General features: G+C 57.4%; 12 protein-coding genes, 6 tRNA genes and 2 rRNA genes (1 of these 20 cut by a window edge). 8 read left to right on the forward strand and 12 right to left on the reverse strand.

Going from position 1 to position 15,188, the window contains the following annotated elements; genetic code table 11:
- A 23S ribosomal RNA gene (locus ACTG2S_RS03870) occupies nucleotides 1-1,052 on the forward strand (it extends 1,838 nt beyond the left edge of the window).
- Nucleotides 1,053-1,174: 122 nt separating this feature from the next.
- A 5S ribosomal RNA gene (rrf, locus tag ACTG2S_RS03875) occupies nucleotides 1,175-1,289 on the forward strand.
- A gap of 628 nt (nucleotides 1,290-1,917) precedes the next feature.
- Here the strand turns inward: rrf and ACTG2S_RS03880 are convergent.
- Nucleotides 1,918-2,005, reverse strand: a tRNA-Ser gene (locus ACTG2S_RS03880).
- A gap of 197 nt (nucleotides 2,006-2,202) precedes the next feature.
- Between ACTG2S_RS03880 and ACTG2S_RS03885 the strand changes: the two genes are divergently transcribed.
- Together ACTG2S_RS03885 and ACTG2S_RS03890 are read left to right on the forward strand one after the other, a co-directional pair.
- Nucleotides 2,203-2,952, forward strand: coding sequence for a DsbA family protein (locus tag ACTG2S_RS03885; protein ID WP_042084194.1), 750 nt, complete (start codon nucleotides 2,203-2,205; stop codon nucleotides 2,950-2,952).
- Between the two features lie 296 nt (nucleotides 2,953-3,248).
- Nucleotides 3,249-4,151: a sulfite exporter TauE/SafE family protein gene (locus ACTG2S_RS03890; RefSeq protein ID WP_167574370.1), complete on the forward strand. Its 903-nt coding sequence runs from the start codon at nucleotides 3,249-3,251 to the stop codon at nucleotides 4,149-4,151.
- On the opposite strand, the gene ACTG2S_RS03895 is transcribed toward ACTG2S_RS03890, so the two are convergent.
- Together ACTG2S_RS03895 and hemL are read right to left on the reverse strand one after the other, a co-directional pair.
- Nucleotides 4,066-4,881, reverse strand: coding sequence for a hypothetical protein (locus ACTG2S_RS03895; protein WP_274160520.1), 816 nt, complete (start codon nucleotides 4,879-4,881; stop codon nucleotides 4,066-4,068). The genes ACTG2S_RS03890 and ACTG2S_RS03895 overlap by 86 nt on opposite strands.
- A gap of 217 nt (nucleotides 4,882-5,098) precedes the next feature.
- Nucleotides 5,099-6,385 carry a glutamate-1-semialdehyde 2,1-aminomutase gene (hemL, locus tag ACTG2S_RS03900; protein WP_439982005.1) on the reverse strand — a complete coding sequence of 429 codons (1,287 nt, stop codon included), beginning with the start codon at nucleotides 6,383-6,385 and terminating at the stop codon, nucleotides 5,099-5,101.
- A 244-nt stretch (nucleotides 6,386-6,629) separates the two neighbouring features.
- Between hemL and clcA the strand changes: the two genes are divergently transcribed.
- The 3 genes from clcA (at nucleotide 6,630) to erpA (ending at nucleotide 9,243) form a co-directional block, all read left to right on the forward strand.
- Entirely contained in the window at nucleotides 6,630-8,018 is a 1,389-nt protein-coding gene (gene clcA, locus ACTG2S_RS03905) for a H(+)/Cl(-) exchange transporter ClcA (protein ID WP_274160521.1), read from the forward strand.
- A 91-nt stretch (nucleotides 8,019-8,109) separates the two neighbouring features.
- Complete coding sequence (locus tag ACTG2S_RS03910; RefSeq protein WP_005343032.1) at nucleotides 8,110-8,805, forward strand: DUF6776 family protein; 696 nt, start codon at nucleotides 8,110-8,112, stop codon at nucleotides 8,803-8,805.
- Between the two features lie 87 nt (nucleotides 8,806-8,892).
- Nucleotides 8,893-9,243 carry an iron-sulfur cluster insertion protein ErpA gene (erpA, locus tag ACTG2S_RS03915; RefSeq protein WP_005340225.1) on the forward strand — a complete coding sequence of 117 codons (351 nt, stop codon included), beginning with the start codon at nucleotides 8,893-8,895 and terminating at the stop codon, nucleotides 9,241-9,243.
- Nucleotides 9,244-9,381: 138 nt separating this feature from the next.
- Here the strand turns inward: erpA and nhaC are convergent, their stop codons facing one another.
- Nucleotides 9,382-10,791, reverse strand: coding sequence for a Na+/H+ antiporter NhaC (gene nhaC / locus ACTG2S_RS03920; RefSeq protein WP_005357819.1), 1,410 nt, complete (start codon nucleotides 10,789-10,791; stop codon nucleotides 9,382-9,384).
- Between the two features lie 298 nt (nucleotides 10,792-11,089).
- On the opposite strand from nhaC, the gene ACTG2S_RS03925 reads away from it, so the two are divergent.
- A complete protein-coding gene (locus tag ACTG2S_RS03925) occupies nucleotides 11,090-11,299 on the forward strand; it encodes a hypothetical protein (protein ID WP_005343034.1) in 210 nt (69 codons plus the stop codon).
- Here ACTG2S_RS03925 and ACTG2S_RS03930 read toward each other — a convergent pair.
- The 8 genes from ACTG2S_RS03930 to glgC form a co-directional block, all read right to left on the reverse strand.
- Entirely contained in the window at nucleotides 11,294-11,566 is a 273-nt protein-coding gene (locus tag ACTG2S_RS03930) for a late competence development ComFB family protein (RefSeq protein WP_005343036.1), read from the reverse strand. The two genes, ACTG2S_RS03925 and ACTG2S_RS03930, sit on opposite strands and share 6 nt — an antisense overlap.
- Before the next feature lie 109 nt (nucleotides 11,567-11,675).
- A tRNA-Leu gene (locus tag ACTG2S_RS03935) sits at nucleotides 11,676-11,761 on the reverse strand.
- 71 nt (nucleotides 11,762-11,832) lie between these two features.
- A tRNA-Leu gene (locus ACTG2S_RS03940) sits at nucleotides 11,833-11,918 on the reverse strand.
- 46 nt (nucleotides 11,919-11,964) lie between these two features.
- Nucleotides 11,965-12,050 (reverse strand) — tRNA-Leu (locus tag ACTG2S_RS03945).
- Between the two features lie 44 nt (nucleotides 12,051-12,094).
- Nucleotides 12,095-12,180, reverse strand: a tRNA-Leu gene (locus ACTG2S_RS03950).
- A gap of 53 nt (nucleotides 12,181-12,233) precedes the next feature.
- Nucleotides 12,234-12,319, reverse strand: a tRNA-Leu gene (locus ACTG2S_RS03955).
- 128 nt (nucleotides 12,320-12,447) lie between these two features.
- Nucleotides 12,448-13,908, reverse strand: a complete 1,461-nt coding sequence (glgA, locus tag ACTG2S_RS03960) for a glycogen synthase GlgA (protein ID WP_201976623.1) — start codon at nucleotides 13,906-13,908, stop codon at nucleotides 12,448-12,450.
- Nucleotides 13,898-15,115: a glucose-1-phosphate adenylyltransferase gene (glgC, locus tag ACTG2S_RS03965; protein ID WP_005340236.1), complete on the reverse strand. Its 1,218-nt coding sequence runs from the start codon at nucleotides 15,113-15,115 to the stop codon at nucleotides 13,898-13,900. The genes glgA and glgC overlap by 11 nt, the downstream gene beginning before the upstream one ends.
- Nucleotides 15,116-15,188: the final 73 nt, after the last annotated feature.

Consider the following 15,188-nt stretch of genomic DNA (forward strand, 5'->3'; position numbering starts at 1 on the left):
ATTGATGGGGTTAGCGCAAGCGAAGCTCTTGATCGAAGCCCCGGTAAACGGCGGCCGTAACTATAACGGTCCTAAGGTAGCGAAATTCCTTGTCGGGTAAGTTCCGACCTGCACGAATGGTGTAACCATGGCCATGCTGTCTCCACCCGAGACTCAGTGAAATCGAATTCGCCGTGAAGATGCGGTGTACCCGCGGCTAGACGGAAAGACCCCGTGAACCTTTACTACAGCTTGGCACTGAACATTGAACCTACATGTGTAGGATAGGTGGGAGGCTTTGAAGGCGTGACGCCAGTTGCGCTGGAGCCGTCCTTGAAATACCACCCTTGTATGTTTGATGTTCTAACGCAGGGCCCTGAATCGGGCTCGCGGACAGTGCCTGGTGGGTAGTTTGACTGGGGCGGTCTCCTCCCAAAGAGTAACGGAGGAGCACGAAGGTTGGCTAATCCTGGTCGGACATCAGGAGGTTAGTGCAATGGCATAAGCCAGCTTAACTGCGAGACGGACAGGTCGAGCAGGTACGAAAGTAGGTCATAGTGATCCGGTGGTTCTGAATGGAAGGGCCATCGCTCAACGGATAAAAGGTACTCCGGGGATAACAGGCTGATACCGCCCAAGAGTTCATATCGACGGCGGTGTTTGGCACCTCGATGTCGGCTCATCACATCCTGGGGCTGAAGTCGGTCCCAAGGGTATGGCTGTTCGCCATTTAAAGTGGTACGCGAGCTGGGTTCAGAACGTCGTGAGACAGTTCGGTCCCTATCTGCCGTGGGCGTTGGATGATTGAAGGGAGTTGCTCCTAGTACGAGAGGACCGGAGTGAACGAACCTCTGGTGTTCGGGTTGTCACGCCAGTGGCACTGCCCGGTAGCTAAGTTCGGAATCGATAACCGCTGAAAGCATCTAAGCGGGAAGCGAGCCCTGAGATGAGTCATCCCTGACCCCTTGAGGGTCCTAAAGGGCCGTTGGAGACCACAACGTTGATAGGTGGGGTGTGTAAGCGCAGTGATGTGTTGAGCTAACCCATACTAATTACCCGTGAGGCTTAACCATACAACACCCAAGAAGTGTTCTAAGGCTTGTAGCAAATACCAAGCGAACTACTAACTAATTCAGTGATAGCGAAGCCAACAGGCAAATCGTTATTCACGTCAGCTTTCTGGATTAAGAATTTGCCTGGCGGCCATAGCGCCGTGGAACCACCTGATCCCATGCCGAACTCAGAAGTGAAACGCGGTAGCGCCGATGGTAGTGTGGCATTCGCCATGCGAGAGTAGGACACTGCCAGGCACCCAATACAAGAAACCCCGCTCATCGAGCGGGGTTTTTTATTGGCTGCAATTCAGTAAGTCGCCTGATAATTGACCCATCTTATCTCTTCTCCTCTGTTCTTATTGTTACTCGTCGCTGTTTTCTGGTTCCACAAATAGCCCGATGTTCCGCTTGGTACTCTTTCTTCGCTGAACCGCTGTCGCTTTTTTCGGTGGCTCTGGCGTCGTCATATCCCGTGCATCCCATGATCGCCTATACGTCATGATCTTTTGCTTGGGCTCTCTGCTTCCTGAGTTAGCTGCCCCCTCTTTTTAAGCCGCAACCCCATCGTCCCTGCTTTTCTATGACGGTGTTAACCGGCCCTGACTTTATTCCGAAGAGGGGTTATTGGCGGTAGCAACATGCAGGAGCCGTGGTCGCTGCGTTGGGTCGTTGTTGTTTGGGGTAATAAGGAATTGGGAAGGGATTCGCGCAGGAACGCAGAGGTTCGATGTTGATAGGTGATCTTGTGGCAGCTGTTGAGCCCACAGGTGAGAAGATCAAGAAAGGAGTTGAAGAAGACTAATGTGTTGAGCTCTATGAGGAGTGGCAAATCGCAGGCAAATAAAAAGCCCACGCAACATGCGTTGCATGGGCTCGGTATGAATGGCGGAGGAGGTGGGATTTGAACCCACGGATGGTCGCCCATCGCCGGTTTTCAAGACCGGTGCATTCAGCCGCTCTGCCACCCCTCCGCAGCAGTGCGGCGAATATTACCATGCTGATCCGGCTTGTAAATCCCCGTCCGGTTCGATTGCTGGTTAATTGCACGAAACGACATGAAAAAGTGGCAATCAGGGTGCATCAAGCGCTTTTTTGGCCAGATAACTTGACTTGAAAACAGACTCAACCACTATAGTGGCCTCTATCATATCCTCTGCAAGATAACGTTATGACTATTAAAAATGCCCTGTTTTGCGCGCTGGCTGGCGTGACCCTGCTGGCGACGCCGGTACATGCAAGTGAGCTGACCAAAAGCGATGTCGAGCAAATCGTTCGCGACTATCTGGTCAAGAATCCCGAGATCCTGGTCGAGATGTCCAATGCCCTGCGTGCCAAGCAGGAGAGCCAGCAGGCCGAGAGTGACAAGGCGCTGATCAAGGCTCACTCCAAGCAGCTTTATGCCAATCAGGATCCCGAGATGGGGAATCCGAAGGCGTCGCTGACCATTGTAGAGTTTTTCGATTACAACTGCGGTTACTGCAAACGGGCCCATCCGCTGGTCAAGCAGCTGATGGCGGAAGATAAAGATATCCGGTACATCTACAAGCAGTTCCCCATTCTGAGCGAGTCCTCCTACTTCGCTGCCCGTGCTGCGCTGGCTGTCCAGCTGGGTCAGCCTGACAAGTACCAGGCGTTCCACGAGAAGCTCTATACCCATCAGGGCCCGCTCGCTGATGAAGCACAGGTCAAGCAGTTGGCTGTGGCGGCCGGTGTGGACTGGAGCAAGGTGGAAGCCAAGATCAAGGATGGCAGCATTGACCAGAACCTCGGTACCAACCGTGCGCTGGCTGAAGCGCTCGGTATCTCCGGTACCCCGGCCTTCATCATCGGTGATCAGATCCTGCGCGGTGCCCCCCGTGATCTGGCCAGCCTGAAGGGGTTTATCAAGGACGTGCGTGCCGGCAAGAGCATTCAATAAGCAGTTGTCATGGTCGAGGGCCCAGCGCCCCGGCCAGATACAGAAAGAGGGTCGGTATCACTACCGGCCCTCTTTTTTATTATGTCCTTTGGCACAAGTGGTCGTCGCGAAAGGACCATAACAACGTGCTCAGGACCCGGCCTGTTGGCCTCAGTAACAAGTATTAGCAGAGTCGTTCGGAGTCTATTGATAAATATTTCACCTTGCAGAGGCGTGTCGTGAGCATTGCTTAATTCCGGTCAAGATTTTTTCTGCTGCTTGCCTTAGAATCGCCGCCCGTTGCAGGAGAAACCCCTATGTTAGTTGATATTTTACGGCTGGTTTTTATAGCCGGAGGCCTCGTATTCATCTTTATGCTGGTGCAAGCTTGCTGGCGGAAGAAGCAGAGTGGATCCTTTGAGGCGACCCCCTTCTGGCCGGTGGCGTTGATCGGTGGGGTTGCCAACTTTCTCGATACCCTGGGGGTGGGCAGCTTTGCGGTAAAGACCGCCTGTTACAAGCAGTTCAAGCTGATCGATGATCGGGTGCTGCCGGGTACCCTAAATGGGCAGTGCGTGCTGCCGACCGTGACTCAGTCGCTGATCTTCGTCGGCGCAGTCGCAGTGGAGCCGCTGACGCTGATCAGCATGATGATGGCCGCCGCAGCTGGCGCAGCCTGGGGCGCTCGTCATGTGGCCTCGTTTGATCGGCAGACCATCCGGCTGGTGATGGCTATCTCCTTACTGGTCGTTGCAGGGCTTATCTTTGCCGGTCTGCTGGGGCTTTTCCCTGTAGGCGGCGATGCGATGGGGCTCAGCGGCTACAAGTTGGCGATTGCCCTGCTTGGCAATTTCATCTTCGGGGTACTGATGAATGTCGGTATAGGCCTGTTTGCCCCCTGCATGACGCTGGTTTATCTGCTGGGGATGAATCCGCTGGCGGCGTTTCCGATCATGATGGGCTCCACCGCCGTGCTTAGCGTTTTCTCCGCAGGCACCTTTATCCGCAAAGGGGCGTTTGATGCCAAGGCGGTGCTGGCGGTAGCCATCTTCGGGCCCATCGGTGTGGTGCTGGCAGCCATGCTGGTCAAATCCATGGATATGGAGATGCTGAAGTGGCTGGTTGCCTTTATCGTCATCTATACCTCTTGGACCATGTATGCCTCCTGGCGGGCGGTGCGTCGCTCCCCTGTGCAGCTGACGGTGGAGAGCGCAGGCTAGCCTGTACCAGTGCCGCTTCGGCCTTGGCTCCCAGAAAGACATAGAGGCCGAGCGCCAGCAGCAAACCCACCGCACACCCCATCACTCCGACCGCTGGCCAGAGCAGCTCGCTCTGGCCGAGCGAGCCTTTGAACAGCAGCAACAGCCCCTCGATCGAGACCGCGATCAGAATGGCGGCGATAAAGCGGGTGATGGTGCGACGAATGGCGCTGTGGCGGAAGATATCCTTATGCAGCAGTACCTCCTCTTCCAGAATGGTCTTGCCCAGATCGAACACCGCCAGTGCCAGCGTCAGAAAGATGATGGCGCTAAAGGCGCCGAGCTGGTTCTGCTGCTCGCCGCACAATAGCTGGTAGAGCTGCTCCAGCCCGTGCCAGATCAGGGTAGCGACGATCAAAAACAGCGCCATGCTGAGCACCACATAGACCGCCTTGAACCAGGGCATGGCGCGGCGGCGCTCCCTGTCTCCCATCAACCAGCCAATCAGCTGATTCAGACAGACGGTGATCTCCCGTCCTTGCCCCTGCACGATAAGGTGCAATCGGTTATGGGCGGCCGGTGCCGCAGGCTGGATGCACATCGGTCCCTGATAGTGGTCAATGCTGACCACAAAGGGATACCCCTTGAGTGAGACAAGGGGGGCGCTGAGCAGCCCCTGCAGTAGCGGGGTCAACTCCTCCTGATACTCCTGATAGCGTCGCAGCACATCGATGGGGCTCATCTCTGCCATATGGACCTCGGTGACGTGGGATCTTTTGGTGAATGTGCAAATAGTGGGCCTGCTTTATGACAGGGATGGCGGGGCAAGTTGCACCAGAGGATGACAAATCGGCGGATTGCTAGGGGGGAATGCACTAGAACTGGGCGTATCGATGCCCTGTCTGGTGATGAAGGCACTGCAATAGAAAAGGGCCCATGACGGGCCCTTTGCGACAACCAGCGGCGATTTAGCCAGCCAGCTTGGCGAAGCTGCGTTCGGCGGCAGCTAGGGTATGTTCGATCTCCTTGTCACCGTGAGCCAGTGACAGGAAGCCTGCCTCGTAGGCGCTCGGCGCCAGATAGACACCCTCTTCCAGCATGAGATGGTAGAAGCGCTTGAAGCGTTCCATATCGCAGCGAGTAACCTGCTCGTAGCGGGTGATTTCGGGCTCGTCGGTGAAGAAGAAGCCGAACATGCCGCCCACATAGTTGATGGCGAGCGGGATGCCGTGCTTGGCGGCGGCCGCTTTCAGTCCCTCGGCAACACGAGCTGTCTTGGCGCTCAGCTGCTCATAGAGACCCGGCTCCAGCAGCAGATCCAGCATGGTCAGACCGGCCGCCATGGCCACCGGGTTGCCGGAGAGAGTACCCGCCTGATAGACAGGGCCGGTCGGGGCTATGTGCTGCATCACCTTCTTCTTGCCGCCGAAGGCGCCCACAGGCATGCCGGCACCGATGATCTTGCCGAGGGTGGTGAGATCCGGGTCGATGTTGTAGTGACCCTGAGCACCGCGCAGGGAGACGCGGAAGCCGGTCATCACCTCGTCCAGGATCAGCAGGGCACCGAACTCGTCACAGATGGCGCGCAGCCCTTCCAGGAAGCCGGGGACCGGCGGGATGCAGTTCATGTTGCCTGCGACCGGCTCGACGATGATACAGGCGATCTCGCTGCCGTACTGGGTGAAGGCTTCACGCACCGAATCCAGATCGTTGAAGACGCAGGTCAGGGTGTGTTTGGCGAAATCGGCTGGAACGCCCGGGCTGTTGGGTTGACCCAGGGTTAGGGCGCCGGAACCGGCCTTGACCAGCAGGGAGTCGGCGTGGCCGTGGTAGCAGCCCTCGAATTTGACGATCTTGTCGCAGCCGGTGTAGCCACGGGCCAGACGGATGGCGCTCATGGTGGCTTCGGTACCGGAGTTCACCATCCGCACCTGCTCCATGGAGGGGACGATCTGGCGCACTTTCTCGGCCATCAGCACTTCGATCTCGGTCGGCGCGCCGTAGCTCAGCCCCTTCTCCACCGCCTTGATGACGGCAGCCTTGATGGCCGGGTGGTTGTGACCCAGCAGCATGGGGCCCCAGGAGCCGATGTAATCCACGTAGGCCTGACCATCCACATCATAGAGATAGGCGCCATCGGCGTGATCGATGAAGCGGGGCGTGCCGCCGACCCCATTGAAGGCGCGGACCGGTGAGTTGACGCCACCCGGAATGGTCTGGCGGGCCTGTTCAAACAGCTGATCTGATTTTGACATGGATCATCCTTAATGGGATTTTGGTCGTCACACAAGGGATTGCAGCCGATTGAGACTCGGCAGGTCGGAGCATCAGGAGTATGCTTTGCGCTCTCGCCACCCGGACTCTCGGTCTGCTCCCGTGACAAAAATTTAACGGGCCGACTATAGCAGAAAGCCCCAGCCCTGGGCAGCCGAGCAACGCGCCGGGTGATCCTGATCTCAGCTAGCTGACGATATGGTTTTTCCAAGTTGGTGTAACAAGATGGCGCAACAAGCTTTCTCCTCTGAAGCCGATACCTCTTCGCGGGGGCCGTTTTCCCGCATTATCCGGCAAGACAAGATGCCCTTGCTGGTTCTGTTGCTAGCGGCGCTGGTCGGCACCCTGGCCGGACTGGTGTGCGGTCTGTTCGAATCTGGTGTCCACTGGCTGGCAGAACAACGTATCGCCTTGCTGGCAGACCGTCCCTGGTGGCAGCTCGGTCTGCTCGGCTTTGGCTTCAGCGCCTTGTTGGGATTTGTCGGTTACTTCCTCACTCATACCTTTGCCCCGGAAGCGGGTGGTTCCGGCATTCCCGAGATCGAGGGGGCGATGGACGATCTGCGCCCTGTTCGGTGGTGGCGGGTGTTGCCGGTCAAGTTCTTCGGCGGCATCTGCACCCTGAGTTCCGGCATGGTGCTGGGGCGGGAGGGGCCTTCGGTACAGATCGGCGGCAACCTCGGCAAGATGGTGGCGGATATCTTCCGGCTGCCCAAGGAGCATGGCCATGCCCTGTTGGCCGCCGGTGCGGCGGGCGGTCTGGCGGCAGCCTTCAATGCGCCGTTGGCAGGCATCCTGTTCGTGATGGAGGAGATGCGACCGCAATTCCGCTACTCCTTTCTGGCCATCAAGGCGGTGGGGATCTCCGCCATCATGGCGACCTTGATGTTGCAGAACATGAAAGGCCAGGGGGCGGTGATCACCTTGCCTCACTACGATGCGCCAGCCCTCAAGGCGCTCTGGCTGTTCCTCTTTATGGGAGCCACCTTCGGGGTGCTCGGTTTTGTCTTCAACAAGCTGGTGCTGGCCTGTCAGGATGGCTATCTGGCGTTGCATCAGAACAAGCGCCACCGTTTTGTAGCCATTGGCATGCTGGTCGCCGGAACGTTCGGTGTGCTGTCGCTGTTTGCTCCTTCGGTGACGGGGGGCGGCACCGAGCTTATTCCTCATCTGATGGGGGATGAGTATGCGATGGCGACCCTGTTCCTTATCTTCTCGGTGCGGCTGGTTGCGACCCTCATCTGCTTCTGCTCCGGTGCCCCGGGCGGGGTGTTTGCGCCAACCCTGGCGTTGGGCACCCTGTTTGGCGTGGTGTTTGGCCATCTGTTTCATGCGGCGTTTCCGGAGCTTGGCATCGAGCCCGGCGCCTTTGCCATCGCCGGAATGGGGGCTCTCTTTGCTGCCACTGTGCGCGCCCCCATCACGGGTATCGTGCTGGTCACCGAGATGACCGACAACTATCAGCTGATCCTGCCGATGATGATTACCACGGTTGGGGCGACTCTGGTTGCCCAGTGGCTGGGTGGCCGACCGATCTATTCCCAGATCCTGGAGCGAACTTTACGGCTCGCCGCGCGTCAAAAGCGGGGTGATGGCAGCGCCACGGCCAGTTAATTTTTCCCTTTATCGCCTGTGACCCCGGTCAGGGCGGTATAGTGAAGGGAGAGGCGCTGCCGTAAATGGCGTGATAACGGGATGAGGGGCTATGTCCAATCTATTGAAGTTATTGGTCGTGTTAGCCGTTGGCGGGCTCATCGGTTACTTTGTCGGGAACCGTCAGGAGCTGGCCCAGAGCAGTCTGTTGGTGGTACAGCAGGAGACGCTGGATCGTCAGGGCAAGGCCATCGGCCAGCTCAAGACCGAATTGGGGGTGAAAGATACCCAGCTGGCGACCCAGAAAGCGGCCTTTGAGCAGTTGCAGACCACCCTGAAGAGTCAGGAGGCGCAGGTGCAGGAGCTCAAACGCCAGTTGGCCTTTTTCGAGCGGATCATGCGCCCCACCGGCGAACAGGTGGGGGTAGTGATCGACAACCTGACTCTGCAGGAGACCAGCATTCCCGGTCGCTACCACTATCGTCTCGCCCTGACCCAGCCCGCCAAGAAGCGGGAGCTGTTTCGTGGTCAGGTGCAGATCCGGGTCGAGGGGAGTCTGGCTGACAAGCCGAAGACGCTAACCGGCCGCGATCTCGGGATGAAGGTGAGTGAGTGGCGCTATGCCCTGCGTTATTTTCAGCTGCTGGAAGGGAATTGGCAGTTGCCGGAAGGCTTTGTGCCGGATCGGATCCGTGTCACCATCAACAAGGATGGCAGGCAACCGGCGCAAGAGCTGTTGGTTGAGTGGGGTGAGGTGATCAAGCCGCTGGTCGCCGCACCGCCTGCTCCGGTTCCCGCGGCCGGTTAAACGTGGTGAATACTTGAACTGAATGGTCGGGTATTGGATAATTTCGCGGTTTCCATGTTTGTGGATCTAATGGTTGTGAGGTCAGTAATGAGTGCAGTAGCAGAAGCCCCGCTGCCCATCCAGATGACGGATGCGGCGGCCAACAAGGTGAAGAACCTGATCACCGAGGAAGAGAATCCCGAGCTGAAGCTGCGGGTATACATCACGGGTGGGGGCTGCTCCGGTTTCCAGTATGGCTTTACCTTTGATGAGAAGATCAACGACGGGGACACCGTAGTCGAGAAGAATGGCGTCACCATGGTGATCGATCCCATGAGTCTGCAATATCTGGTAGGCGGCAGTGTGGATTACACCGAGGGTCTGGAAGGTTCGCGCTTCACCGTGACCAACCCCAATGCCACCACGACCTGTGGCTGTGGCTCCAGCTTCTCCATCTGATCGGCATTATCGGTCTGATGAAACGGCTCTCGGCAACGAGGGCTGTTTTTGTTTGTGGTGCTCAGTGCCTCCATCAAACAGCATTTCTCTGAAACAACAAAGGCGCCTCGATGGCGCCTTTGTTGTTTGCTGGATGGCTTAGCGGGAGCTTGCCGCCGCGACCAGCGGGATCCGGTTCACCGCCTTGCCCATGTAGGCGAGGGTGATGGTCACAATGATGCAGGTGAAGCTCAGCCACATGTAGGGCAGGTAGTCGAGGGTTGCCACCCCCAGTACCCCGGCCATGAAGATGCCGTTGTCGCTCCAGGGCACCATGCCGCAGGTGAGGGTGCCGCCAAACTCGGCGTTGCGAGAGAGGTTCTTGCGCGCCAGTCCCAGTCGGTCGTAGTTCTTGGCCATGATCTTGGGAGTCAGGATCAGCGACACATACATGGCTGAGCCAAACACGTTGGCCAGAAACGCGGTGCCGATGGTGTGGCTGGTCAGGCTGCCGACGCTATTGATGCGCTTCTCGAAGGCGCTGGCGATCACTTCCAGAATACCGACCTTCTCCAGCAGGCCGCCAAACCCGAGACCGAAGATGATGACCGCGACCGAGCCCAGCATGGACTCCATGCCGCCGCGACCGAGAATGTTGTCGATAAAATCGATGCCGGAGGTGATGGCAAATGGGCTATAAGCCGAGTGCATTGCCTTGACCGGATCCATGCCCTGGAAGGCGATGGCCCAGATCAGGCCCAGCAGGGCGCCGAAGCTGATCACCGGGAAGGCGGGCTTGCGATTGGCCAACAGGCCCAGCACCAGCACCACCGGCACTATGGCCAGCGGAGTGATGTTGAACTGGTTGTCGAGGGCCTCCATCACCAGATTGACCTGCTCCAGGCTGACATTGCCTGAATACTGCATGCCCACCACGGTGAACAGCACGGCGGTGATGACATAGGAGAGCAGGCTGATAGGCAGCATCCCCTTGATATGCTCCACCACGTCGACGTTGGACATGGTCGAAGCCAGCACTACTGAGTCGGAGAGCGGAGAGAGCTTGTCACCAAAATAGACGCCGGAGAGCACGGCACCGGCGACCAGCGGCGCAGGCACGCCGAGACTGTGGCCGATCCCCATCATGGCGATACCGGCGGTGGCGGCAGAGCCCCAGGAGGTGCCGGTGGCCAGCGAGGTCAGGGAGCAGATGATCAGGGTTGCCAGCAGGAAGATGGACGGGTGGATCACCTTGAGGCCGAAGTAGATGATGCTGGGGACTATGCCACCAGCAATCCAGGTGCCGACCAGAGCACCGACGGAGACCAGGATCAGGATGGCCCCCATTCCCTTGGCAACGCCGTCAACGGCCGCCTGTTCCAGGGATTTGTAATCGTGGCCGAGTTTGATGCCAAGCCCCATGATGACGAACCAGGCGATGAACAACGCCAGCTGGATCGGCAGATCGAGCACGCTGGTGAACGAGAATGCCAGGGCCAGGAAAATGGCCAGACAGGCAAACACCTGTGCCATGCCCGGTAGTCGGATGTGGTTTTGTTGGTTTTGCATAGATACTTCCTAAACTCTTGCTCGCCAAGGTCACTCCCTCTCGTCCTGTGGATACATCGATCCCGAGGAGGCAACCCAAAAAGAGGCCGCAATCTACCACAAACCCGACGGGTTAAAGCCCCATCAAATTGGCAAAAATGCACATTTGATTGAAAAAATCACAAATTAGTTGATCTCATAACCCGTTTTTGAGCGGCCTGTTGACACATAGGGTCACATACGAAGCTTTCCTGTGACGCCACTTGCATCCCCAGTAGATGAAGATAATTATTATCAATTGTTGATTGGGGAGAAAACAATGCGCTGGATATTGCGGGGGATGATGTTGCTGGTGGCGGTGGCCGTACTCGCATGGGGTCAGGATAAAGAGTACGGCACCTGGAGTGTAGGTTTTCTGCTGGCTGCCTGGGTGATGCTGGAGCCCGGATTGCGCCCCGCCTTGATCTTGCTGCCAGTGGCCGGGTTGACCGGTATCGTCACCCTGCTCTGGCAGCAGCCCTGGTTATGAGCTTTTGACGGGAGCCTGCTTAATCTTCTGCTGTGCCACCTTGAGCGATTCGACCACCAGCTTCTCCATTTCGGTGCGCTTGGCGTCGGTCAGGAAGTAGATCATGTCGACATTGTGGCGAATATAGTGGGCGGGGAGCTGGTTGAGGGTGAGGCAGCAGAGGTCGGCCATCTGATCGCTGTTGAGCTTCTGCTGCAGCCCCTGTTTCTCAATCTCCTTGAGCACCAGATGTTCGTAAAAGTTGTGAATGTCGGTATCCAGTATCATATGCGTTCCTTGGCATGACGATGAGCGGGGAGTCGTCAAAAGCATAGCCATAACAAGGAGTAAAAACAAAAGGCCCATCACTTTCGTGATGGGCCTTTTGCGTAATGAATGGTGCGAAGAGAGGGACTCGAACCCTCACATCCGTGGGACACTAACACCTGAAGCTAGCGCGTCTACCAATTCCGCCACCTTCGCACACTGATTTTCTCCAGCTGGTTTTTAAATGCGGTTGGAGCGCATTGATCTGTGTTTACATGTCAGAATCATGGTGCGAAGAGAGGGACTCGAACCCTCACACCCGGGGGGCACTAACACCTGAAGCTAGCGCGTCTACCAATTCCGCCACCTTCGCACATTCGGGTTTCCAGTCTGGATTTACATGCTGTCTGGATAAAGCATGGTGCGAAGAGAGGGACTCGAACCCTCACATCCGTGGGACACTAACACCTGAAGCTAGCGCGTCTACCAATTCCGCCACCTTCGCACATTGTGTTACCAGTTTTGATTTACATGCTGTCTGGAGAAGCATGGTGCGAAGAGAGGGACTCGAACCCTCACACCCGGGGGGCACTAACACCTGAAGCTAGCGCGTCTACCAATTCCGCCACCTTCGCACATTCGGGTTTTCTAGTTGGATTTACATGCTGCTGAATCAGCATGGCAGTATTGGTGCGAAGAGAGGGACTCGAACCCTCACATCCGTGGGACACTAACACCTGAAGCTAGCGCGTCTACCAATTCCGCCACCTTCGCATCACTGCGGAGGGGGATTCTATAGAGTTTTGGGGGAGCGTCAACAGCCAAAGGGGACTTTTTTCGCTGTTGACGCTCAAAGTGGCGCCAAGGGTACAAAACTTCAGCAATCAGCTGACGTTTGGCGTTCAGTAACGGCCCAATGCGCTCTGATACATCCGTTCATACTGGGTGACCGAGTCAGGCCAGTTGAAGCGGGTGCTCATGGCATTGCGCTGCACCTTGGCAAAACGCTCTTTGTCCTGCAGGAAATAGAGCAGACTGCGGCGCATGGTATCGAGCAGGATGGCGGCAGTCGGATCGTTAAAACAGAAGCCGGTGGCATGCTCGGGATCGGCATCCCAATCCACCACGGTATCTTTCAGACCTCCCACGGCGCGCACCAGTGGCAGGGTACCATAGGCGAGACTGTACATCTGGTTGAGGCCGCAAGGCTCGAACAGAGAGGGCATAAGGAAGAAGTCGGCACCGGCTTCGACCAGATGGGCCAGCCGATCGTCATAGGTGTTGATGAAGGCGAGCTTGCCCGGATAATCCCGGGCCATGGTTTGCAGTTGCGTGGCGAGCGCAGGATCGCCAGAGCCGACGATCACCACTTGTACTTGATGGTGGAGGAATTTCTCCAGCGCAGGGAGCAGCAGGGGAACGCCCTTCTGCTCGGTCAGGCGGCAAACCATGCCGTAGATGGGCAAGTCCGCCACGGCCAGCCCCGCTTCCTGCTGCAGGCTCTCTTTGCAGAGCTGTTTGCCAGCCATGTTGTCGATGCTGTAGGTCGCAGGCAGGAATTCGTCGAACTCCGGATCCCAGTCCTTGTAGTCGCAGCCGTTGAGGATGCCGCAGAGATCGGCCGCCCGTTGCTGGAAGATATGCGCCATGCCGTGGGCGCCGAGGTGAGTCAGCAGCTCCTGGGCATAGTTGGGGCTGACCGCATTGATTTTGTCGGCGTAGAGCACCCCGCATTTGAGCAGATTGACGTGGCCGTAGTCGTAGTTGATGCGGCGTTCGTAGTCGGCGATCTCGGGCATGGCCCAGAACTGCTCGCGGCCAAACACCCCCTGAAACGCCGCATTGTGAATGCTGATCACGCTGCGGGTCTGCTGGAAGAAGGGGTTGTGAGCGTGGCGAGTTTTCAGCAGCAGTGGCAGCAGGCCGGTGTGCCAGTCATTGCAGTGGGCGATATCCGGGGCAAAGCCAAGCTGCTCGCAGGCATGGAGGGCTGCGGCCGAGAAGAAGGCAAAGCGCTCGCCATTATCCGGATAGGCCTGATTGTTCTCGGCGTAGAGCTGGGGACGATCGAAATATTGCGGGCAGTCGAGCAGATAGACGCAGACGCCATCCAGCTCCATCTGGTAGATGCGATAACCGATATCTGGCAGCCCGGGGTGGGTTGGCAGCCAGCGTGACGCCACCAGTCTGGCCTCATCCCGTCGCTTTATCGTCTTGTAGAAGGGCAGCATGATCCTGACATCATGCCCCTTCTGGGCCAGGTACATCGGCAGGGCTCTGGCGACATCGGCCAGACCCCCGGTTTTGACCAGCCCCTCAACTTCCGAGGCAACAAACAGGATTTTCAGTGGGTTAATAGCCAACTCTTGCTCCCTTAGGTACCACCACGATACCGCCTTCGGATACGGTAAATCGCTCTCTATCGTGGTCCAGATTTTCACCGATAACGGTGCCGGGCGCAATTTCAACGTTTTTATCAATGATGGCGCGCCGGATGGAGCAGCCTTCACCAATCTTCACATCCCCCAGCAGAACGGATTCACTGATATGGCTGCACGCGCCGATATTGCAGCGGAAACCAAGGATGGATCGCTGGATCTGGCTGCCCTGAATGAAGCAACCGGCGGAGATCAGCGAGTTGGCGATCTTCACCTTGCACTCGTCGCTGTCGATGAAGGTGGCCGGTGGCAGCGCCGGATAGTGGGTGTGCAGGGGCCACTTGCGGTTATAGAGGGAGAAGGGGGGATTGTCGGCCACCAGGTCCATGTGCGCTTGCCAATAAGAGTCGAGGGTGCCCACATCCCGCCAGTAGACGTGCGGTTTCTCGCCGGGGATGACGTTGGTGCTGTAGTCATAGACATAGACGGGGGCACGTGGGTAGAGGCTCGGGATCACATCCTTGCCAAAGTCGTGGCTGGAGTTCTCCTCGGCGGCATCCCGCTTCAACTCGCGGCAGAGGGCATCGGTCTCGAAGATGTAGTTGCCCATGGAGACCAGCGCCTGGGTCGGATCGCCGGGAATGTGCTTGGGCTGCTTTGGTTTTTCCTGAAAGCCGATCATCCGCCCTTCGGTATCCACCTCGATCACCCCGAAGGCGCTCGCCTCTTCGATGGGCATGCGCAGGGCCGCGACAGTCATGGCGGCGTTCTTCTGCTTGTGGAAGGTGACCATCTGGCTCACATCCATCTTGTAGATGTGGTCGGAACCGAAGATGCAGACGTGATCCGGTTCGGCCCGCTCGATAAAGCCGAGGTTCTGGTAAATGGCGTCGGCGGTGCCGTCATACCAGCGTTTGCCCATCCGCATCTGGGCCGGGATGGGATCGATAAAGCGGTCGGTGATGCCGACGATATTCCAGCCCTTCTTCATGTGCAGGTAGAGGGACTGTGATTTGAATTGGGTCAGTACATAGATGCGCAGAAAGTCGGCGTTGACGAAGTTGTTGAGGACAAAGTCGATCAGCCGGTAGCTGCCACCGAAGGGGACGGAAGGCTTGCTGCGGGTGGTGGTCAGAGGCTGTAGGCGAGTACCTTCGCCACCAGCCAGGATCATGGTCAAAATGCCTGCCATCGTATTTCTCTCCCTGAATTAACAACATGAAAAGGTTTTCAATGTTCGGTATAAAAACACCCCTAAAGGGGTG

It is taken from the genome of Aeromonas sp. 82P, assembly GCF_051919365.1.
Classification (GTDB): Bacteria; Pseudomonadota; Gammaproteobacteria; order Enterobacterales; family Aeromonadaceae; genus Aeromonas; species Aeromonas veronii.

What these genes read in the sequence shown, in the direction of transcription:
- ACTG2S_RS03885 (WP_042084194.1), top strand. Translation starts at nt 2,203, where the DNA reads ATGACTATTAAAAATGCCCTGTTTTGCGCGCTGGCTGGCGTGACCCTG.
- ACTG2S_RS03890 (WP_167574370.1), top strand. Translation starts at nt 3,249, where the DNA reads ATGTTAGTTGATATTTTACGGCTGGTTTTTATAGCCGGAGGCCTCGTA.
- ACTG2S_RS03895 (WP_274160520.1), bottom strand. Translation starts at nt 4,881, where the DNA reads ATGGCAGAGATGAGCCCCATCGATGTGCTGCGACGCTATCAGGAGTAT.
- hemL (WP_439982005.1), bottom strand. Translation starts at nt 6,385, where the DNA reads ATGTCAAAATCAGATCAGCTGTTTGAACAGGCCCGCCAGACCATTCCG.
- clcA (WP_274160521.1), top strand. Translation starts at nt 6,630, where the DNA reads ATGGCGCAACAAGCTTTCTCCTCTGAAGCCGATACCTCTTCGCGGGGG.
- ACTG2S_RS03910 (WP_005343032.1), top strand. Translation starts at nt 8,110, where the DNA reads ATGTCCAATCTATTGAAGTTATTGGTCGTGTTAGCCGTTGGCGGGCTC.
- erpA (WP_005340225.1), top strand. Translation starts at nt 8,893, where the DNA reads ATGAGTGCAGTAGCAGAAGCCCCGCTGCCCATCCAGATGACGGATGCG.
- nhaC (WP_005357819.1), bottom strand. Translation starts at nt 10,791, where the DNA reads ATGCAAAACCAACAAAACCACATCCGACTACCGGGCATGGCACAGGTG.
- ACTG2S_RS03925 (WP_005343034.1), top strand. Translation starts at nt 11,090, where the DNA reads ATGCGCTGGATATTGCGGGGGATGATGTTGCTGGTGGCGGTGGCCGTA.
- ACTG2S_RS03930 (WP_005343036.1), bottom strand. Translation starts at nt 11,566, where the DNA reads ATGATACTGGATACCGACATTCACAACTTTTACGAACATCTGGTGCTC.
- glgC (WP_005340236.1), bottom strand. Translation starts at nt 15,115, where the DNA reads ATGGCAGGCATTTTGACCATGATCCTGGCTGGTGGCGAAGGTACTCGC.